The 20,567-nt window shown below is 61.4% G+C and carries 16 protein-coding genes and 2 tRNA genes; 6 read left to right on the forward strand and 12 right to left on the reverse strand.

The window, feature by feature from the left end; genetic code table 11:
- Positions 1-130: 130 nt before the first annotated feature.
- The 3 genes from tig to HMPREF3153_RS09455 all read right to left on the reverse strand — a co-directional run bounded on the left by tig (position 131) and on the right by HMPREF3153_RS09455 (position 2,218).
- Positions 131-1,489 (reverse strand): trigger factor, encoded by a 1,359-nt coding sequence (gene tig / locus HMPREF3153_RS09445; protein WP_070420667.1) that lies wholly within the window; start codon positions 1,487-1,489, stop codon positions 131-133.
- An 85-nt stretch (positions 1,490-1,574) separates the two neighbouring features.
- Positions 1,575-1,648 (reverse strand) — tRNA-Pro (locus HMPREF3153_RS09450).
- Positions 1,649-2,143: 495 nt separating this feature from the next.
- Positions 2,144-2,218: transfer RNA gene (locus HMPREF3153_RS09455), tRNA-Gly, on the reverse strand.
- Positions 2,219-2,444: 226 nt separating this feature from the next.
- Here HMPREF3153_RS09455 and HMPREF3153_RS09460 point away from each other — a divergent pair.
- Positions 2,445-3,257 carry a DUF4349 domain-containing protein gene (locus HMPREF3153_RS09460; RefSeq protein ID WP_070420668.1) on the forward strand — a complete coding sequence of 271 codons (813 nt, stop codon included), beginning with the start codon at positions 2,445-2,447 and terminating at the stop codon, positions 3,255-3,257.
- 134 nt (positions 3,258-3,391) lie between these two features.
- On the forward strand, positions 3,392-4,225 hold the full coding sequence (locus HMPREF3153_RS09465) for an aldo/keto reductase (protein ID WP_070420669.1): 834 nt from the start codon (positions 3,392-3,394) through the stop codon (positions 4,223-4,225).
- An 84-nt stretch (positions 4,226-4,309) separates the two neighbouring features.
- On the opposite strand, the gene HMPREF3153_RS09470 is transcribed toward HMPREF3153_RS09465, so the two are convergent.
- Positions 4,310-4,783, reverse strand: a complete 474-nt coding sequence (locus HMPREF3153_RS09470; protein WP_070420670.1) for a ribose-5-phosphate isomerase — start codon at positions 4,781-4,783, stop codon at positions 4,310-4,312.
- A 121-nt stretch (positions 4,784-4,904) separates the two neighbouring features.
- Here HMPREF3153_RS09470 and HMPREF3153_RS09475 point away from each other — a divergent pair, with 121 nt between their 5' ends.
- A complete protein-coding gene (locus HMPREF3153_RS09475; RefSeq protein ID WP_052953144.1) occupies positions 4,905-5,624 on the forward strand; it encodes a hypothetical protein in 720 nt (239 codons plus the stop codon).
- On the opposite strand, the gene HMPREF3153_RS09480 is transcribed toward HMPREF3153_RS09475, so the two are convergent.
- A complete protein-coding gene (locus HMPREF3153_RS09480; protein WP_070420671.1) occupies positions 5,621-6,244 on the reverse strand; it encodes a mycothiol-dependent nitroreductase Rv2466c family protein in 624 nt (207 codons plus the stop codon). The two genes, HMPREF3153_RS09475 and HMPREF3153_RS09480, sit on opposite strands and share 4 nt — an antisense overlap.
- A gap of 107 nt (positions 6,245-6,351) precedes the next feature.
- Between HMPREF3153_RS09480 and pepN the strand changes: the two genes are divergently transcribed.
- Positions 6,352-8,883 carry an aminopeptidase N gene (gene pepN, locus HMPREF3153_RS09485; protein WP_070420672.1) on the forward strand — a complete coding sequence of 844 codons (2,532 nt, stop codon included), beginning with the start codon at positions 6,352-6,354 and terminating at the stop codon, positions 8,881-8,883.
- Positions 8,884-8,899: 16 nt separating this feature from the next.
- On the opposite strand, the gene HMPREF3153_RS09490 is transcribed toward pepN, so the two are convergent.
- The 7 genes from HMPREF3153_RS09490 to HMPREF3153_RS09520 all read right to left on the reverse strand — a co-directional run bounded on the left by HMPREF3153_RS09490 (position 8,900) and on the right by HMPREF3153_RS09520 (position 16,976).
- The gene (locus tag HMPREF3153_RS09490) at positions 8,900-9,676 is read right to left on the reverse strand and encodes a GntR family transcriptional regulator (protein WP_005530963.1); all 777 of its coding nucleotides are present in this window, start codon (positions 9,674-9,676) and stop codon (positions 8,900-8,902) included.
- A gap of 79 nt (positions 9,677-9,755) precedes the next feature.
- Positions 9,756-10,439 (reverse strand): SDR family oxidoreductase, encoded by a 684-nt coding sequence (locus HMPREF3153_RS09495; RefSeq protein WP_070420673.1) that lies wholly within the window; start codon positions 10,437-10,439, stop codon positions 9,756-9,758.
- Between the two features lie 28 nt (positions 10,440-10,467).
- The gene (locus tag HMPREF3153_RS09500) at positions 10,468-11,694 is read right to left on the reverse strand and encodes an alkylhydroperoxidase domain protein (RefSeq protein WP_070420674.1); all 1,227 of its coding nucleotides are present in this window, start codon (positions 11,692-11,694) and stop codon (positions 10,468-10,470) included.
- A 24-nt stretch (positions 11,695-11,718) separates the two neighbouring features.
- Positions 11,719-13,359: a dipeptide ABC transporter ATP-binding protein gene (locus tag HMPREF3153_RS09505; protein WP_070420675.1), complete on the reverse strand. Its 1,641-nt coding sequence runs from the start codon at positions 13,357-13,359 to the stop codon at positions 11,719-11,721.
- Between the two features lie 6 nt (positions 13,360-13,365).
- Complete coding sequence (locus HMPREF3153_RS09510) at positions 13,366-14,256, reverse strand: ABC transporter permease (RefSeq protein ID WP_070420676.1); 891 nt, start codon at positions 14,254-14,256, stop codon at positions 13,366-13,368.
- Complete coding sequence (locus HMPREF3153_RS09515) at positions 14,253-15,215, reverse strand: ABC transporter permease (RefSeq protein ID WP_070420677.1); 963 nt, start codon at positions 15,213-15,215, stop codon at positions 14,253-14,255. Before HMPREF3153_RS09515 ends, HMPREF3153_RS09510 begins: the two co-directional genes overlap by 4 nt.
- Positions 15,216-16,976 (reverse strand): TIGR04028 family ABC transporter substrate-binding protein, encoded by a 1,761-nt coding sequence (locus HMPREF3153_RS09520; protein WP_083281002.1) that lies wholly within the window; start codon positions 16,974-16,976, stop codon positions 15,216-15,218.
- A gap of 57 nt (positions 16,977-17,033) precedes the next feature.
- On the opposite strand from HMPREF3153_RS09520, the gene HMPREF3153_RS09525 reads away from it, so the two are divergent.
- Both HMPREF3153_RS09525 and cysS read left to right on the forward strand, forming a co-directional pair.
- Complete coding sequence (locus HMPREF3153_RS09525) at positions 17,034-18,905, forward strand: FAD/NAD(P)-binding protein (protein WP_070420712.1); 1,872 nt, start codon at positions 17,034-17,036, stop codon at positions 18,903-18,905.
- A gap of 225 nt (positions 18,906-19,130) precedes the next feature.
- Complete coding sequence (gene cysS / locus HMPREF3153_RS09530) at positions 19,131-20,564, forward strand: cysteine--tRNA ligase (protein ID WP_070420678.1); 1,434 nt, start codon at positions 19,131-19,133, stop codon at positions 20,562-20,564.
- Positions 20,565-20,567 lie beyond the last annotated feature (3 nt).

Below are 20,567 nucleotides of genomic sequence, written 5' to 3' on the forward strand. Positions count from 1 at the left end.
CTCCGAGTCCAAGAAGTCACTAGACATCACAGCACATCTCTAGAGGGCGTTCACGATCAGGCAAACCCCGGACTCATTCATGAATCCGGGGTTTGCTAGTGCGCTAGAAACCGCTCGCTACGAAAGAAAACTACTTCTCCTCGGTAGCATCTTCAGGGCCCTCTTCTTCGATCTCACCGAAGTACTGCTCAACGTCAACCTTGTTGCCGTCCTCGTCCTTCACGTCAACGCGGCAGATAGCGGCTGCAAGAGCCTTGCCACGGCGGACGTCGGAGAAGAGGTTAGCAATCTGGCCGTTGGACTGGAGCTGCTGGATGAACTGGTTCGGGTCCATGCCGTAGGACTGAGCGGTGAACAGGATGTGGTCGGTCAGCTCCTGCTGGGAGACCACAGGCTGCTCCTCGTCTGCGACAGCATCCAGGAAGAGCTGGGTGCGGACGGACTCTTCAGCGGACTCGCGAGCTTCCTTATCGAAGTCCTCGCGGGTGGTGCCCTGTGCCTCGAGCAGCTGGGCGAGAGCCTTCTCGTCGTGTGCCAGCTGGCCCAGGATCTGGTGGAGCTGTGCGTGAACCTGCTCGTCAACCACAGCGGTCGGAAGCTCAAACTCGGTGCCCTCGAGGGCAGCCTTCAAAACCTCGTCGCGGATGTTGGCAGCCTGCTCAGCCTTCTTGGACTCCTCAACGCGGGTCTTGGTGGACTCGCGCAGCTCGTCCATGGTGTCGAACTCGGAAGCCATCTGTGCGAACTCGTCATCCAGATCCGGAAGCTTGCGCTCCTTGGTCTGCTGAACGTGAACCTTGATGGTTGCTTCCTCGCCAGCGTGCTCGCCGGACTGGATGGTGGAGGTGAACTCGGTGTCCTCGTCGGTCTTCATGCCGCGCAGTGCGGTGTCGAGGCCCTTGATGAGGTCGTCGTCACCAATCTGGTAGGACATGCCCTCGTAGGAAGCCTCGTCCAGCTTGGTGCCGTCGATTTCAGCGACAATGTCGATAATGGCGAAGTCACCGGTCTTCATCTTGCGCTTGGTGTCCTTGAGCTCACCGAAGCGGGAAGCTAGTTCCTCAAGAGCCTTGTCGACGTCCTCGTCCTTAGCCTCGATGGCTGGAACGGTAACGGAGAGCTTGGAGAAGTCCGGAACAGTGATCTCTGGGCGAACATCAACCTCAGCGGTGAACTCGACGAAGTCGTTGTCCTCGATCTTGGAGATGTCAACATCTGGCTGACCAATAACGTTGAGCTCGTTCTCCTGAACTGCCTGCTCATAGCGGGTTGGCAGCATGTCGTTGACAACCTGCTCGAGAATCGGGCCGCGGCCGAAGCGGGCGTCGATAAGCTGGCGCGGAGCCTTGCCCTTGCGGAAACCCGGGATAGATACCTGCTGCGCGATCGCCGCGTAGGCCTGGTCGATTTCCTTGTCCAGCTCAGCGAACGGAACGTTGACGGTGAGCTTGACGCGGGTATCGCTCAGCTTGTCTACGGTGGTCTTCACGAGAAACTCTCCTGGCATTAATTGGTTCAGAATGTAAATAAGGGGTCTGAAAATACTTTTAAGGGTATTTTCAGACCCCCATACGTCGGGGCGACAGGATTTGAACCTGCGACCCCCTGCTCCCAAAGCAGGTGCGCTACCAAACTGCGCCACGCCCCGTATGTAGGCCTCCACGGTCTCCAAACATTTCATGCTTTTCGCCGTGGCTGCGTTGCTTACTCGGGTTAGTGTACCGGCATATCGCTAATTGACCTAACACCGACCCCCACTTAAGCGAGTTTTCCCAGTTTATTGGGCCTTAATTTGTGCCGCGAATACGTCCGCAACTTGCTTGCCTTAAGCCGTTTCTTGCGAGCCTGGAGAGGCGTAAATGAGGTGTGCAATTCCCTGCGATTGATCGCAGACAATGTCTGCCGTAGCGGCAGTACTCGACGCGGGACAAAGTGGTCCCTTTGGTTTGGCCCCATTCGTTTGGTCCCTTTTTGGGGTAAAGGGACCATAAAGCCCTGCCATGCAACGGCAGGTACTCGTAAAAGTACCTTTAGAGAAGGACCTTTAGGGTCTGGGCATCCAGCCGCCCCAGCAGCCAGGCGCCAGCCCCTCCCCCAGAACGCAGAAACCGCCCGAGCCTTGAGAAGGCCGAGCGGTGAAACTTGGAGGGAATGACGGGAATCGAACCCGCGTCTTCAGCTTGGAAGGCTGAGGTATTAGCCACTATACGACATTCCCACAGTCCTACATCCTGCGATGTTTGACGTGCGGACTACTTTAGCGCACCGCGGCCGAGAATAGGAAACTGGGGCCACTAATCGGCGCCCCGCGGCTGGCTTCGGTGCACCCAACTCCACAGATTAAGCGCGGATTTTGGCAGATCTGGCGGGGAACTAATTGCGAGGCGGTAGCGTTGTGTCGGTAAGTGCGAAATTGAATCTTTAGAAATCGGAAGTGAGTTTAAGTGTCACTACTCCTCGTAATCCTCGTAATCCTCGTCCTCGGCGGCGGCGCTGCATACTTGGCCTCCCGCGGCAATAAGAAGAAGCAGGCTGAGCTCGAAGCACAGAAGTTTGATGATGCTCTCGCCGATGCCCGCCGCTGGACCGAGCGCCTTGGCGGCCAGGTGATGCAGATTTCCGGAACCGACACTGCATCGATGCAGGCCATGGCCGACGCATCCGAGCGTTTTACCGCTGCGAACTCAGCAATTTCGCAAGCCACCACTGTTAAACAGGCAAACCTGGCCCGCGAGTCTGCGCTCGAGGGCATGCACTACGTCAACGCTGCACGCGAAATCATGGGCATGAACCCCGGCCCCGAGCTGCCGCCACTAGAGGGTCAGCGCCAGGCCGGTAAGGTCACCGAGCGCCGCACCGTTGAAGCAAATGGTGAGCCCCTTACTGCCTCGCCTTATGCATCCAACGAGACCCCTAACTACTACCCAGGTGGCATGGTCGCGGGTCGCCCGGTTCCGGCCGGTTGGTACTCCCGCCCTTGGTGGGCCGATGCTCTTAGCACCGGTGTTTGGATGGTGGGTTACTCCATGATGTTCAACGCTATGTTCGCTGGAATGTCGGGCATCGGTTACTCCGCTGCTGCAGCTGAAAGCGGCGACTTCGGCGGTGACATGGGCGGCGACATGGGAGATGCCGGCGGCGACATGGGCGGCGACATGGGCGGCGACGGTGACGGCGGCAGACTCTTCGACGGCCTCTTCGGTGGCGACGATGGTGGCGACGGCGGCGGACTCTTCGACTTCGATTTCGACTTCTAGATGCCGCTTTAACGCCCTGCTAATAGATTCATAAGGAGCCTCTGACCACATGGTCAGGGGCTTTTCCCGTGGATAAACCGTGTTTATTCGGTGGCGCCTGCCAAGCCGTGGCAAATGCACGTAGTCTGGGCCGCATGACTGTACCAATGATTGAACTGCACGACGGCAAGAAGATCCCGCAGCTGGGCTACGGCGTATTCAAAGTCGACCCAGACAAGACCGAGGATCTCGTCGCTGAGGCACTGCGCGTGGGCTACCGCCACATCGACACCGCTGCCGTCTACGGCAACGAGGAAGGCGTAGGCCGCGCAATCGCCAACTCCGGCATCCCGCGCGAGGAGCTTTTCATCACCACCAAGTTGTGGAATGACAGCCAGACCAATGCCGCTGCTGCACTCGACGAGTCTTTGAAGAAGCTAGGCCTCGACTACGTGGACCTCTACCTCATCCACTGGCCATGCCCGGAAGACGGCAACTACGTCGAGGCATGGAAGCAGATGATTGAGCTGCAGAAGACCGGCAAGGCCAAGTCCATTGGTGTCTCCAACTTCGAGCTGGAGCACCTCGAGCAGCTAGAAACCCACACCTCCGTCACCCCTGTGGTAAACCAAGTAGAATTGCACCCTTACCTGCAGCGTTGGCGCGAGCTGGACGCCTTCCGCGCCCACGGCGTAAAGATCGAGGCTTGGGGCCCATTGGGCCAGGGCCAGACGGACCTCTTCGAGGTCGACGCAGTTACCGAGCCTGCTGAGAAATACGGCGTCTCCCCTGCCCAGGTCATCATCCGTTGGCACCTGCAAAACGGCGTCATTGTGTTCCCCAAGTCCGCCAACCCGGAGCGCATTGCGCAGAACTTCGATGTCTTCGGCTTCGAACTGACCGAGGACGAGATGGCGGCAATCACCGACCTCGACTTGGGCGAGGAAGGCCGCGGCGGTCCGCACCCGAACGAGTTCCACGTCAAGTAGGACGTGCTAAACGCAAAAAGCGTTCCCCAACCACAATGGTTTAGGGAACGCTTTTCTCTTAAGTGCGGCGAAGTTAAAGGGCTCTTAAACCTCCGGAATCTCCGGTGGAATCTCAGTGCGCTCGTACTCTGCAAGGATATCGATGCGGCGCTGGTGGCGCTCAGCAGCGGACCACTCTTGGTCAAGGAAGGCGTCGACAATAGCGAGCGCCTCTTCCTCAGAGTGCATACGGCCGCCAATGCCGATGATCTGTGCATTGTTGTGCTCGCGAGCCAGGCGGGCGGTCTCTGGGGACCACGCCAAAGCGCAACGAGCGCCCTTTACCTTGTTCGCTGCAATCTGCTCACCGTTGCCAGAGCCACCAAGGACAATGCCGAGGGAGCCTGGGTCGTTGACAGTACGCAGTGCTGCCTCGATGCAAAATGCTGGGTAGTCATCCTCAGCGTCATAAACGTGTGCGCCACAATCGATAACGTCGTGGCCCTGCTTCTTCAGGTGTTCGGCGATGACATTCTTCGTCTCGAAACCTGCATGGTCTGCTCCTAGATAAACGCGCATGCCCCAGATACTACAGTCCCGCGAGCAACCCTGTTGCTATGATCGACGTTCTAGCAATAATCAACCCCCCGTTAAGAGATGCCTCCGGGGATACCTCAGATGAAAGGTGGCAGCGCCCCCCATGAATGAACGCTTCGCCACCCAACTAGTAATTAGCATCTTCATCGCCAGCGTGTTCTTGCTAGCGATTTTTCCGATCATTCTTCCGCCCTTTGTGGGGCCGTTCGTGGGCACTATCCTGATTACCCTCACCCACATCGTGCTCGGAGCGTTCTACTGCTTCCCCGCACACCGTGACCTCCGGGTGGGAATTACCGCACTGATTGGCGCGGCGTCGTGGGCTACCTGGGCGCACTCAGCGTGGGAGGAATACTCCGCGCAGATGACGCTGCCCATTATCAACATCGCAGGCATGGTGGCGCCCATAGCCACGTTGCTGGTTCTGTTGTTCCTCTCCATCACGTATCTGCACCTCAACGAGCCTTCCCGCACCGGCAAGCGTTACTTCGCCATCGGCTTGGCCTTTATCGTCTTGGTCTTGGTCGAGGTCCTGTGGACCTTCTTGTTCCAGGAGCGCCTCGATTCGCTCAGCGTCTCGCCGGAGACTGCGCGCGCTGCCATGATCGTCGTCTCACGCATCGCCCCCTTTGTCATGGCCGCTCTGGCACTGGTCACGGCAATGAGCACAGACAGCACGAAGCCCCGGAACCTCATGGTGGGTGCCGGGGGCTTTGCCCTGCTGAGCTTTTTCATACCATTCGTCACGGTCTTCTCAGCAGTGTTGTCCTTCACTGCGTGGGCCAGCCTCAAGCCGGCCCAAGAGTCCAAGGCCAGGAATTAATCTTCAATTACCTGCGGGGACTCGGTGCGGGTGCGCTTAATCTCGAAGAAGTAAGGGTACTGCGCCAGGCGGACAGCGGCGTCGAAGATCTCGCCGGCTTCCTCGCCCTCTGGGATGCGGGTGATAACTGGGCCGAAGAAAGCGGTATCGCCAAGCTTGACCACTGGGGTTCCCACTTCGTCGCCGACCTCAGAAATACCGGCGTTGTGGAAAGCACGCAGCTGCTCGTCCACTTCCTCGGTGTTCGCAACGGAAGCGAACTCGGTGGGCAAGCCAGCGTCGGAAAGCGCCTGCGCAATGATCTCGTCGTAGGCGCCGTAACCCTTCTTGCCACCCTGGCCCTTGCCGTGGATGAGGGTGCCCATCGCGGTGTAATAAGCATCGCCCTTCTCTGGGGCCTCAATCGCCACCTTTGCGGCAACGCGGGCAGGGCCCCAGTTAGCCTTCATCATTTCCATGTAGCCGGGATCAAGATCGCGGCCGTCGTTCAGCACGGACAGCGACATGGGTTCGAAGGTGACCTCGATGTCGCGGACCTTTTCTACTTCCTTAATCCAGCGGGAGGTCGCCCACGCAAACGGGCACGTGCAATCGAACCAAAACTTCACGGTTTCAGCCATGCTGACTCCTTCAATCAAAAATTCATTGGTAGTTGACGATTTCCCACCCTAGGCGCACGACTAAGGTTGATGCAGAAGCTTATTCACCAAGCAGAGGAGCACACCCAATGACCTCGATCAACCTCACCCGCGAGGAGGCAAACGCCCGCTCGCAGATGATTGACGTGAAGCACTACGACGTTCACCTAGACCTCACGGATTCGGAGACGCACTTTATCTCCACCACCGTGGTGTCTTTCCACGTCAAGCAAGCGGGATCCACCTTCATCGACTTGCGCGGTGAGGAACTCCTCGAGCTCCGCCTCAACGGTGCTCCCCTGCCCACCAACGCCTATGAGGCCAAGTTCGGCGTTCCCCTTTCGGGCCTACAGGTGGCTGACTACGAGCTCAAGGTCGTAGCCAAGATTCCTTACTCCCACACCGGCGAGGGTCTGCACCGCTTCGTAGACCCAGCAGATGAGAAGGTTTACCTCTACACCCAGTTCGAGACCGCCGACGCCAAGCGCGTGTTCGCCTGCTTCGACCAGCCCAACATGAAGGCCACCTACTCGCTGGCTTTCGATGCCCCAGCTGACTGGACCGTCATCACGAACGGCCCCACCCAGACCACGGCGGGCGCAAACGGCGCCCAGACTTGGTCCACTGAGATCGATTACCCGCTGTCCACCTACCTGGTCGCCCTGTGCGCTGGCCCCTACTACGAGGTCACCGACACCTGGACCGGCGAACTGAGCGAACACCCAGAGGGCAACCCAGCGCAGAAGCTCGAAGTGCCGCTGGGCGTCTACTGCCGCGCTTCCCTGGCGGAGCATCTCGATGCCGAGCGCATCCTCACCGAGACCAAGCAGGGCTTCGACTTCTACCACCGCAACTTCGGCTTTGCGTACCCGTTTGGCAAGTACGACCAAATCTTCGTGCCAGAGTTCAACGCCGGCGCCATGGAGAACGCAGGCTGCGTGACCATCCGCGACGAATATGTCTTCAGCTCCAAGGCCACCCACTACAAGTACGAGCGCCGCGCGGACACCATCCTCCACGAGCTGGCTCACATGTGGTTCGGCGACTTGGTCACCATGGAGTGGTGGGATGATCTGTGGCTCAACGAATCTTTCGCCACCTGGTCCGCCGCCATCTCCCAGGCTGAGGAAACCCAGTACGACACCGCGTGGGTCACCTTCGCCAACGTGGAGAAGTCGTGGGCCTACCAGCAGGATCAGCTGCCCACCACGCACCCGATTTCCACCGATGCTTCTGACATTGAGACCGTGGAGCAGAACTTCGACGGCATCACCTACGCCAAGGGCGCGTCCGTGCTCAAGCAGCTGCAGGCATACGTGGGCCGCGAGAACTTCTTCGCCGGCGTGCGCCGCCATTTCAAAGCGCATGCGTACTCCAACGCTACTTTCGACGACCTCCTCTCCTCACTCGAAACCTCCAGCGGCCGCGACCTGTCCTTCTGGGCGCAGCAGTGGCTCAAGACCACGGGCATCAACAGCTTAAGCGTGCACACCGAGACCGACTCTGCAGGCATTATCACCGCCGCTGAGCTGGTACAGAGCGGCGATACCCTGCGCACCCACCGCGTGTGCGTGGGCCTGTACTCCCTGCAGGGCGACAAGGTCGTGCGCACCGATCGCATCGAGATGGACATCGACGGCGCAAGCACCGAGATTGCCGAACTCGTGGGCAAGAAGCGCGCGGACATCGACTTCATCCTGCCGAACGACGATGATCTCACATATGCGCTGCTGGACCTGGATGAGGGTTCTCTGGAGTTCCTCATCGGCAACATCGACAAGTTCGAGGACCCATTAGCGCGCACTCTGTGCTGGTCCGCTGCTTGGGAGATGACCCGCGGCGGTGCGATGAAGGCGCGCGATTTCGTGGCGCTGGTGGCACGTGGCGCGGCTGCGGAGACCGAGCTGGCTGTGCTCGAGCGCATCCTGCAGCAGGCCTCTTCCGCACAGTCCAACTACGCGGATCCAGCGTGGGCCAAGGAGAGCACCGTGCTTGCTGACGCCCTCCTCGAAGGCACCAAGGATTCCGATCCGGAGCGCTCCATTATCTTCGCCCAGGCGCTGGCAAAGATTCGCCTGACCGATGGCACCCGCGCTTTTCTGCAGGACGTTCTGGAGTCTTCGGACGACGAGGGCCTGCGTTGGTACGCCATCGCGGCGCTGGCTGCCGACGGCGCGCTTGGCGACGTCTCCTCTGCTGTAGACGCTCAGCTGGCTCGCGATAACTCCGCCACCGGCTACCAGGCTGCGGTGCGTGCGCGCGCGGCTGTCAACACTGCTGAGAACAAGCGTGCGGTGTGGGATGAGATCGTGGCCGGTGAGCTCACCAACCGCGAGCTGACCTCGAAGCTTGAGGGACTCACCTACCCCGGCTCCGATGAGCTGCTGCCGACGTCAGAGTTCTTCGACGTGGCGGAGAAGGTCTGGTCTTCCCAGTCCTCCGAGATTGGCCTGACCTCCGTGACCGGCCTGTTCCCGTCGTGGGCAATCTCGCAGGAGACCCTGGATGAGGCCGACGAGTTCCTCAAGCGCGATCTGGCGGGCGGCCTGCGCCGCTCCGTGACCGAGCAGCGCGACCGCATGGCGCGTGCGCTGCGTAACCGCGCAGTAGACGCTGACTAGCGCCAGCTGGCGCTAGTCAGGACAAGCTGGCGCTAGTCGAGGTGCGGGGATTCTTTTGGTGGGAAGGATCCTCGCCCAAGACAACCTCGACGTTGGCGACGTCGGAGCGCAGCGTTTCTTCTTGGAAGGCGATGACGGTGTCATCAGCTGCCTTGATGATGCGGCTAAAGCGCAGCATCGGGTGAGAGCGGCCCACGCCCAAAAGTTTTTGCTCCTCCGCGCGGGCAGTGGCGGCAATGATGTTTTCGCGCTTGTACACAGACTTGAGTCCATAGGTCTCGAGCAGTGGCAGCAGTGGCTGGTTGAGTTCATGCTCATCCAGATCCGGTACGAGCTCGACTGGGATAGTGACCTTGGTGACGCTGATTGGGGTCTCGTCGACGTAGTGGACACCCTTGAGCTCCCACACTAACGCGGTATCTTCCACACCTAGGGTTCCAGCCACGTGAGAAAGAACCTCGAGCTTATCGAGGGAGATAACTTCCACGCGCGTCTTAAATCCGCGCTCAGTGAGCTGCTGTAGGATTCCGTGCTCGCTGGTGAGGCTCAGAGTCGGTGGAATAGCGCGTACGAAGGTACCACCGGTGCGACCGCGCTTGCGATCAATCAATCCCTCAATCTGCAAGATGTCGAGCGCATGACGGACGGTCATGCGGGCGACGCCGAACTCTTGAACAAGTTCGCGTTCGGTGGGGAATCGCTCGCCGGGTTTGAGAACTTTGGATTCGATCCTGCTGCGCAGGGAATCCGCGATGGTCAAATAAGCCGGCCTGCGGCGGGTGGTTTCAGTCACAGCTCCCAGATCTTACCGACCTCTCGGAAAATCGCATGTCGAGGAGCTGTGACTTCCACAACTAGTATGGTTACTTCATTTATTTTCTTAACGCCAGCTCAATACGTGGGCGAACCCGAATCTCAGTAAGCTGCGTTGAAGGTCCCGCATCCACTGCAGCGCGAATTGCCTTTGCTACTTCAATAGGTGCAATGGCATGGGCAGGGTCGTAATCCTGTAGTCCCTTTAGCATTGGGGTGTCAGTCGGTCCCGGCGAGACAGTGCTGACGCGGATGGCAGACTCGGCAATACGTAGGCCGTCGGCAAGCGCGTACAAAGCGTGCTTGGTGGCCGAGTAAATCACGTTGTCACCGTAGCTATGAATTCCAGCTCCGGAGTTGATAAACACCACGATGCCCTCCGCCTGGCGCAGCTGCGGCAGCAAGCGGCGGGTGACCTCAGAAGGCGCGTGGACGTTGAGATCCATCTGCTCGCGCCAGTTTTTCGGCCGCACCGATTCCACGGAGTACTTGTCCGCCCGTGCCGCCGCATGCACTAGGACGTCCACGCGGTCGAGCTCCGGCAGGCCGATGTTTTCCTCTTCGTCCTTGTCCAAAGCTTCCACAAGGTCGATGGCAACTGGGGTCACGTTGTCCATGCCTGCGAGCTCGTCTGCGCGGCGACCCAACGCATACACGTGGTGGTCGCGCGCGAGGTCAAGGATGATTTCGCGGCCCATGCCGCCGGTGGCACCTGTTACAACCGCAATCTTCGAGGTGGTCATGGTTTACTCCTTCTCGTCGTATGTGCTGTTAACGGTAGCGCTTTGGCACGTCAGGTGCGCCGATGGTGAGCATCAGGCGGTTGGCCCAGTTGAAGAAAGAGGCGGAGTTGATGAGGTCGATGATGGCCAAATCATCGAATCCGACGCCACGCAGCTTGGCCACGCAACCGGAGTTGAAAGCGAACGGAGTACGCGTCAGCTCGCGGGAGGCGTCGCGAATAACGCCCCACTGCTCAGAACCCAGATCTGCGTCGAGTCCCTCGAAGAGCAGACGATCCACGGCATCGGCATCGCCGTCCTCGTCTTTCGAGCGCTGCTGGTGCACCGAAGCGCAGAACTCGCAGCCATTAAAGCGGGAGACCACAGTTGCGGCCAGCTCACGCTCGGCGCGGCCCATACCTCCGTCAGTGTTGTAGAAGATATCCAGGTCCGTGAGTGTGCGTGCCTTCAGCGCCGCAGGGTCGCGGGCCAGCAGGCGGAAATACTCGGAGTCGATGCGCTCTGGGCGGATCAGCGCGTCGGTGTGCTCTGGGGTGAATTCATCCTTGGGCAGCGGTGCCAGCCATGGCTTCCAGCCCAGGGAGTGGTTCACAAAACCTTCTGGAGCATGGACGTCCGGGGTCAGGGTACGTTCGTGGTTCTGCCAGCCTAGCTTGGCGACGCCCTCCTTGCTCTCCGTTTCCGGAGCACAAGCCGTAGAGCCGCCCAAGACCACGAGGCCGTGGATAACGCGCAGTTGGAAGGACAGGAAGGAAATGAGCTGCGCGAGGGTGACGATGTCATCGTCCGACCAGCCCGCCGCCTGCAGCTGGCCGATGGCCTCGGGCGCTGCGTCCTTGGGATGGAACACCAGCAGATGCGCGAAGTCGAAGGCTGCAACGAGGCGTTCTCCTAGCCCGGCAACGGACTCGAAGGTGATGAATCCGGCGGCATCGCCAGAAATGCCCTCGGCATCTGCGTATGGGCCGACGGAAATACCGTGCGCAATGGCCTCTTGTACCGCGGCATTGAGCTCTGCCGGGGCGTCGTCAGCCAGCAAGTCGGCGTAGAAGTCTCGGGCGTTCGTGGACTGGTAGATGCCAGCCACGAAGGCGGCCACGGCATAGCGCTCAGTAAACGGGAAGGTTCCTTCCTCAGCCGGCTCGAGAAGTGCCTCGAAGGAGAGCTGCGCGTTAGCCAAAGCGTCAGGCCGGCGGGAGCGCAGCTCGGCAATCTCCGGGCTGACCTCGGCTAGTTGGTTGATGATGTCTGCCATGAAAACTCCTTAACTTTCGGGCCCTTACAGGCCCAGATTGAGGTCACCGGCGCGGTAACGCTGTCCTGGGATGGCGTCGATGAGGGTGCGGGTGAACTCGGATTGTGGGTTCGCAAAGACGTCCGCGGTGCGGCCCAACTCTACCTGCTGGCCGTGGGAGAGGACGGAGACCGTGTCCGAGATCTGGTTGACCACGGCGAGGTCGTGGGAGATGAAGACGTAGGTCAGCTGCAGCTCGTCTTGGAGGTCTGTCAGCAGGCGCAGGATCTGTGCCTGCACGGTCACGTCGAGCGCGGAGACTGCCTCGTCGAGAACCACCAACTCCGGCTCCACGATCATCGCGCGGGCAATGGCCACGCGCTGGCGCTGTCCACCGGAAAGCTCCCGCGGACGGCGGTCGTAGTGCTGCGGGTCCAAGGCAACCAGCTCCAGGAATTCCTGGGCGCGGATCTTCGCTTTGGCTTTGGACGCGCCCGCGAGGTTGCGCAGTGGCTCAGCGATGGCGTCGCCGATGGACTGGCGCGGGTCGAGGGAGGAATACGGGTTCTGGTACACCAGCTGCACGTTCTTACGGGCCTCGCGCAGAGCCTTGCCCTTCAGCTTCGTCAGCTCGGTGGAGCCGCCATTCGCACCGGCCAGCTCGATGGAGCCAAAGGTCGGCGCGTTGAACAAGGCGATGGAACGGCCAGTGGTGGTCTTGCCGGAACCGGACTCGCCCACCAGCGCATGGGTGGTTCCCCTGGCGACGTCGAAGCTCACGCCATCGAGCGCGAGGAAGTCGCCGTAGCGTTGGGTGAGGTCACGCACCCGCAGCACGGTCTCGGTGCTGCGCGCGGAACGACGCTTAGCGTTGGCGACGTCGGCTACGGACAGGGACGGGGCGTCGGCAAGCAGGCGGCGTGAATAAGCGTGCTGCGGATCAGTGAGAACCCTGGCCGCCTGGCCCGACTCGCGGACCTGACCCTTTTCCATCACCACGATGCGGTCGGCGCGATCGCCTGCCACCGCCAGGTCGTGGGTGATGAACAGGATGCCCACGCCGGTTTCCCGACGCATCTCATCGAGCAGGTCCAGGATGACCTTCTGCACCGTGACGTCAAGCGCGGAGGTTGGCTCGTCGGCGATGATGAGCTCGGGCTCGAGCGCCACTGCAGCCGCGATGAGCACGCGCTGCTTCATGCCACCGGAAAGCTCGTGCGGGTACTGGCCGTAGCGGCGCTCAGGGTCGTCGATGCCCACGCGGTCGAGCAGCTCGATGGCACGCTGCTTGCGCTCAGCCGCAGTGCCAACGCCATGGATAGCCAGGCCCTCCTCCACCGAAGCACCGATTGTCTTCAACGGGTTGAGCGAGTTGTTCGGGTCCTGCGGGATGAGGCCAATGGAACGGCCCCGCAGCTCGCGCCAGCGCTTGTTGTCGAGGTCTGTTATGTCGCGGCCCTGGAACTCGATAGTTCCGGCGTCGACCTGCGCGTTGGAGGCAAGCAGGCCGATTGCGGCCATCGCCGAGGTGGACTTGCCGGAACCGGACTCGCCCACGATGGCGGTGATTTCGCCCGGGTAGACCTCGAGGCTGACGCCCTGGACGGCCGGCACCTCGCCAGCCACGGTGGTGTAGGAAACATTGAGGTCGCGAACCTTGAGCAAAGGAGTGTGGTTATCAGTCATGAGTTTTTATGCCTCCGCTCGGAAGTTCTGGGAAAGACGGTTGGCAGAGACCACCACGGCCACGATTGCCAAGCCCGGCAAGATGATGAGCCACCATGCGGTAGCCATGAAGTCGCGGCCCTCCGCGATGATGAGGCCCCACTCCGGAGTCGGCGCTGGGGCGCCGTAGCCCAGGAAGCCCAAGATGGACAGCTGCAAGATGGCGGAACCGAACTGCAGGGTGGCCAGGGCGATGACCGGGGTCAGGGAGTTGAGCAGGATGTGACGGGCCATGACCTGCGCCGGGGTGGCGCCAGCACCGTAGGCGGCCTCGATGTAGTCGGAGCCAGCCACGGTGATGACCTGGGAGCGGGCCAGGCGGGCGAAGGTGGCAATCGACGTCGCACCGACAGCCACGGCGGCCTGCAGGGAGCCAAAGCCCAGCACGATGATGATGGACAGGGACAGCAAGATGCCGGGGATAGACAGCAGCACGTCAACCACGCGCATAATGACCGAATCGACCCCGCCGCGCAGCGAGCCGGCCAGCAGGCCGAGCAAGGTGCCGACCACGAGGCCCACGGCCACAGCAATCAGCGCGCCCAGCAGGGATTGGCGGGCGCCGTAGACCACGCGAGCGTAGAGGTCGCGGCCCACAGCGTCCGTGCCGAACCAGTGCTCGGAGCTCGGGTGCAGCAGCGCGACGTCGGTGCCGGCGTACGGGTCAGAGTTAGTAAACAGGCCCGGGAAAAGGGCGGCGAGGAAAGCCACCACCAGGATGACGGAAGCCACGATGGAGGCCGGGCTGGTCCACGGGTTGCGCTGGGCGCGGCCGACGGGGCGGCGGTTACGGCGCAGTGTGGTGCTGCCGTCGACCGGATGTGCGGTGTTCACGGCGTTAGATGTTGGCGCGCTCATGCACGGGCTCCTTTCGCAGAATCCTGGGCAGGACGGCGCAGACGCACGTCCAGGACTGGGTACAGCAGATCCACCACGAGGTTGACGATGACGTAGGCAGTCGCGGCGATGAGGACGATGGCCAGCAGAACCGGCGTATCGCGGTTGGAGACCGCCTGCGCCGTCATGTAGCCCAGGCCGTTGCGGCCAAAGACGGTCTCCGTGACCACGGCACCGCCGACGAGCTCACCGAAGAGCAGGCCCGCCATAGTCAGTGCCGGAAGGAGGGAGTTGCGCAAGATGTTGCGCCAGAAGATCCACGACTCCGAGGCGCCGCGAGCGCGCACCGCCTGCACGAAAGGCATCGCTTGCGTCTCGTCGATGGAGCGAATGAGGACCTGAATGAGCGGTGCCGCCATCGGTACCGACAGGGTCAGCGTGGGCAGAATCAGGCCCTCAATGCTGGAAGGCTCAATGATGCGCACCCAGCCCAGCTGGAAGGAGAAGAGCTGGATGAGCAGGATACCGATCCAGAAGCCCGGCAGGGAAACCATGAAGGAAGGCAGCCCACGGAAGAAGGTGGCAATCGCGCCGAGTCCCGGCAGAGTTGCCAGGAAGGCCACGAGGAGCGCCACTATGATGGCCAGGCCAATCGAGCAGACGGCCAGAATCAACGTGTGTGGGAGGGCGTCGGCAATGAGCGTCGACACCGCCGCACCCGTCTGCGTGGAGTTTCCGAAGTGGCCGGTGAAGAATCCGATGAGGCCGGTAAAGAACTGCACGAGCAGCGGCTTATCGACGCCCATCTCCTCACGGATGGCGGCAATCTCCGCCTCGGACAGGCCCAGGGCGGGGTCGCCGTAGCGGGACATGACCGCGTCGGAAGGCAATGCGGACAGCAGGAAGAAGGCCACGGTGAAGGTCACCAGCAGCACCAGGATGGCCTGCCCAATGCGGGCGGCAAATTGCTTGGTAGTCATTTATTTATCCTCCTGCTCAAGGCTGACCTCGTAGAACCACGGGCGGGCCACGGACTCGGGGCTAAAGCCGTGCACTTCCGGTGCCACTGCGTAGACCTGCGGCTCCTCGAAGAACGGGATGACGTAAGCCTGTTCGGTCAGGTAATCCTGCACCTCTTCGACGGCCTTCTTACGGTCTTCAGACTTGGGGCTGGAGGTCACCTTGCCCAGCAGCTCTTCCAGCTTCGCGTCGAGAGGATTGCCCTCTTCGTCCTGGTTGAGCAGGGCGTCGCGGTTGTTCACCGAGTACATGGAGGCAATAACGTCATAATCCGCGCGGCCCACCATGATGTGATAGAGCTGCACCTTGTCGATGGACTTCGCATCTGCGTTCTGAGTTGCCTGGTCGCCCGGGTTGATCTCGATGGCGATGCCCAGCTTGCCCAGCTGATCTTGGACCATGGTCATGACTTCCTTGGAACGCGGCTGTGGCAGCGCGGTATTCGAACGCAGGACTAGGCGCTTGCCGTCCTTGACGCGGATTCCATCCGGGCCTGGTTTCCAGCCGGCCTCATCCAGCAGGCGCTTCGATTCCTCAGGGTCGAAGGTGTACGCCGCCGACTGGTCCTTAAAGCCCAGCCCGGTTTGGGCCACGGAGGACTTAGCCAGCGGGTAGGACTCAGAGAAGAGCACGCGGAGGATTTCCTCGCGGTCGATGCCGTGAATGATGGCTTCACGTACTCGCTTGTCCTGCAGGAACGGGTGGTTGAAGCGGAAGCCCAACTGGTTGTTAATGGAGTTGGTGCCGTGAGAGATGATCTGCACGCCTTTGTCCTCGAGGAGGCCTTCCTGCGGCGCGGAGATCTGGCGAGCAATATCGGCCTGGCCAGAGACGATCGCGCCGGTGCGCACGGACTCCTCTGCAGCCAAGATGTAGTGCACGCCATCGATGTCGGCGCGGCCCTGGTGCTCCACTGCCGGTGGAGCCCAGTCGTAATCCTCGCGGGTCTTGAGAACGAGGTCGGTACCGATCTTCTCGGAATCGACCACGAACGGGCCGGAGCCAATAACCTTCTTCGCGTTGCCCGGTCCGAAGCCCTCGTCGTCGAGCTCTAGAGAGCTATCCGCCAAAAGGCCCGCGTTATAAGAGGAGGTGGCCTGCAGGAATCCCGGGGAAGGCTCCGAGAAGTAGAACTTCACGGTGTCCTCGTCCACGACCTCACCGTGGTCATAGTTGGCAATCTGCTCCGAGGAGGTCAGTGTGCGCGACTTATCGCCGAGGCCATAAAGATCGAAGTTGCGCACCACATTCTCCGCGGTCAGCGGGGTGCCGTCGGAGTAAGTCACGTCCGTGCGGATGTTGAACGTGTACTCGGTGGCGTCCTTGTTCACCTCGGGCATCTCGGTGGCGATCCACGGGGAGAGCTCCAAAGTCTCAGGGTCTTGGTAAAGCAGGCGGTCGGTCAGCTGGTTAACCACGCCGCCATTAGGGTAAAAGCCGGCCGCGGGTGGATACAGTGTGCGGAAGAATTGCGGCTCAAGGTAGGTCAGGACGTTGCTGTCCTCCCCTGCCTGTTCGCCGCTGGGCGCTGCGCATCCTGCGAGCAGGGCCGCTGCACCCAATACGCTGGCGATAGTGCGGAATTTTTTCACGAGGTAGCTTTCGTTTATGAGAGTGTAAATAGGCTTGTAAACTAACACAACGTAGACTTGTTGGTATAAATTCCATAGACAAAACGGTCTAATAATTTTTCTCAAACGGCGAGCCTGCAGACCCGCCATTAAGGATGAATAGAATTGGCTTCGCATGAATCCACGCCATCCATCGCCATCGTGGGCATGGGCCCACGCGGCATATCAGTCGTAGAGCGCCTCGCCGCTCACCTGCACACGCTTGCGGAGATCCCACGCCTCACGCTGCACCTCATCGACGACGCGCAGCTCGGCGCCGGCCGCATCTGGGATACCGAACAAACCCAGACGTTGTGCATGAACACCCTCGCAGGCGCGGTCACCCTCTTCACCGAGCCCGAGTCCACCATGACGGCCCCCGTGTTGGAAGGCCCCATACAGTACGAGTGGATCCAGCTCCTGCGTGGTGAACGAGATGGCATCTCCCCTACTAAGCAGGCACTTTTCGACGCCCACCCCGTCACCATCGACGAGTCCTTCCGCGCCGAAATCGAGGCCACCCGCCCCGAGTCCAACCCATCGCGTGCGCTTTACGGCGCCTACCTGCGCTGGGCTTTCGAGGTGGCTTTGGCACAGCTGCCTAAGACCGTGACCGTGGTCAACCACTCCTCGCGCGCAGTAGCTGTAAACGAGGCTGAGGGCCACGACGTCATCGATCTTGCCGACGGCTCCCACGTTGCAAGCGACGCCACCGCCTTGGCCTACGGCTGGCAGGTTCCCGGTCTAACTGACTCTGAGCAGCACCTGGCCGAGGTCTCCTCCCAGCTGCATTGGGTACGCCCCAACAACCCAGTTGAACAGCCCATTTCCGAGGTGCCGGCGGGCCAGGATGTGCTGGTGCGCGGCCTAGGCATGGGCTTCTTCGACATCATGGCGCTCCTGACCATCGACCGCGGCGGCGTCTTCCACACCGATAACTCCACACGCTCGGGCCTGCGCTACGAGCCATCCGGCAACGAACCCCACTTCGTGGTCTCCTCCGGCCGCGGCTACCCCTACATCCCAAAATCCGAGTACCACGCACTGCCGCCGCGCGCGGAGCTGGTGCGCTTCCGCAAGCAGCTGGCACTGGTCCAAGGCCGCGAGGTGGACTTCGGCCGCGACTTGTTGCCACACATCGTGCGCGATGCCTACGCCGAGTACTACGAGACCCAGGCACGCGTTAGCCCAGATGCGCTGCAGGTTCCACTCACGGAGATTGTCTCCCGTATCGACGCAGCGAAGCTTTCCGCACAGGACGTCGTGGGACTTTCCCGCGAGCTCAACGCAGCACTCGAGGGCGTTTCTTCCGAGCCACTCGACTTGGCACACTGGGTCGATCCCCTCGCTGACTTCGCCGACACCACCGTCGAAGAGCTCACCGATTACATCGCTGAGGGACTTGCCCGCGACATCGTGGAAGCAGTCGCTGCTGCCGACTCCCCTTTGAAGGCCGCGCTGTGGGCCATTTCCGCGGCCCGCAAGCCTTCCTCGATTGCCGGCTCTGAGGGCCGCATGACCTGGGAATCGCGCACCACTAACTACAAGGAATTCATGGCCTTTGGCCAGATGGTCGGCTCCGGCCCGCCGCTGTTCCGCACCCGCCAGCTGCTCGCCCTCGTCGACGCCGGCTTGGCCACCTTCCTCGGCGGCCGCCCCGCCTTGAGCTGGACCGATGCTGAGTTCACGCTGACTTCCGGCGAGCGCACGGCCACCAGCCCTTGGCTCATCGATGCGTGGATGCACTCCCCCGACGTGCGCCGCCCGTCAGACTTCCTCGCGGTTTCCCTGCAGAAGCGCGTGCGTCCATTCGTGGACCACGGCAACGCCACGGGCTCCCCGGAGACCACCTGGGAGCGCAAGGTTGTTCGCCCCGACGGCAGCACCGATCCGCGCCTGCATGTCATCGGCATCCCCACCTACTCACAGTGGCCTGACACCACGATTTCCCCGATGCCGGGAACCGACCCGCTCATGTTGCAGGAGACCGACCGCACCGCTGGCTCGCTCCTCGCCGCCGCGCTCCGCGCCGAGCACTAGGCCCAGCCCCCCACCGCGTCCGACGCTCAGCCACCCCTCCCTCCACAATCACCCAGCCCTGGAAATGCAGCTCCCTGGTGAAAAGCGCGGCGTCGGAAAGCGTGGGCGAAAGCGAACAGGAGGTCTTGGTTTCCAGGGCTGGATATCTGCCGGGAAAGGCGCGCGTGGAAGGCGCAACTCTGTGTCTTAAAGCAACCGCAAACAGCCAAGAGCCCATAGCCTAGAATGGTTCGTGTGAGTAACCTACGCATTTTTGACACCGCCACCCGCACCCAGCGCGATTTCGTGCCCGTAAAAGAAGGGCATGCCTCGATTTACTTGTGTGGTGCCACCCCGCAGGCCCAGCCGCACATCGGCCACCTGCGCTCCGGCGTAGCTTTCGACATCCTGCGCCGCTGGCTCATGGCGCAGGGCCTAGACGTGGCTTTCGTCCGCAACGTCACCGACATCGATGACAAGATTCTCAACAAGGCCGCAGACAACGGTCGCCCCTGGTGGGAGTGGGTTTCCACCTACGAGCGCGAGTTCACCAAGGCCTACAACACCCTGGGCGTCCTGCCGCCATCGGTAGAGCCACGCGCCACGGGATTCGTTACCCAGATGGTGGACTACATGCAGCGGCTTATCGACGCCGGCTTCGCCTACGCGGTACCTGACGATACCGCGGGGGTAGACGGCGCTGGTTCGGTCTATTTTGATGTGACCGCCTGGAACGCTGCAGAGGGCTCTGACTACGGCTCCCTATCCGGCAACCGCGTCGAGGATATGGACCAAGGCGAGGGACAAGAGGCGCTTGCGCGCGGAAAGCGCGGTCCGCAGGACTTCGCCCTGTGGAAGGGCGCCAAGCCCGGCGAGCCTTCTTGGCCCACCCCGTGGGGCAAAGGCCGCCCAGGCTGGCACTTGGAGTGCTCGGCTATGTCCACCTACTACTTGGGCAGCGAATTCGACATCCACTGCGGTGGCCTTGACCTGCAGTTCCCGCACCACGAGAACGAGGTAGCACAGTCGCACGCGGCGGGCGATAAGTTCGCCAACTACTGGATGCACAACCACTGGGTGACCATGGCCGGCGAAAAGATGTCGAAGTCCCTAGGCAACGTGCTGGCCATCGACAACATGCTGGAGATCGTCCGCCCGGTCGAGCTGCGCTACTACCTCGGCTCCGCGCACTACCGCTCCGTGCTGGAATACTCCGAGGCGGCATTGACCGAGGCCGCTGCCGGGTACCGCCGCATCGAGGACTTCGTGAACAAGTTCGACGACCTCGTTGTAGGAGACTGGACCCAGGGCTTCGAGGACGCGATGAACGACGACATCGCCGTGCCGAAGGCACTGGCCGAAATCCACACCACGGTCCGTGCCGGAAACAAGGCGCTGGCAGAAGGGTCTGCAGACGAGGCCCGCAAGGCGGCTGAGTCCGTGCGCGCCATGGCCGCGGTGCTGGGCTTTGATCCGTTGGATGAACAGTGGAAAGATGGGACGTCGACAAGCAATGCGGATGCAGCGCTGGACGTCCTCGTCCAAGCGGAACTGGAACGCCGCACCCAAGCCCGCGCGGAGAAGGATTGGGCAACTGCGGACGCCGTCCGCGACCGCCTCGCCGCCGCTGGCATCACCATCACTGACACTGCTGACGGCCCCACCTGGTCGCTAGCCTAAGGA

Source organism: Corynebacterium sp. HMSC06C06, assembly GCF_001807295.1.
In the GTDB taxonomy this organism is placed as follows: domain Bacteria; phylum Actinomycetota; class Actinomycetes; order Mycobacteriales; family Mycobacteriaceae; genus Corynebacterium; species Corynebacterium striatum.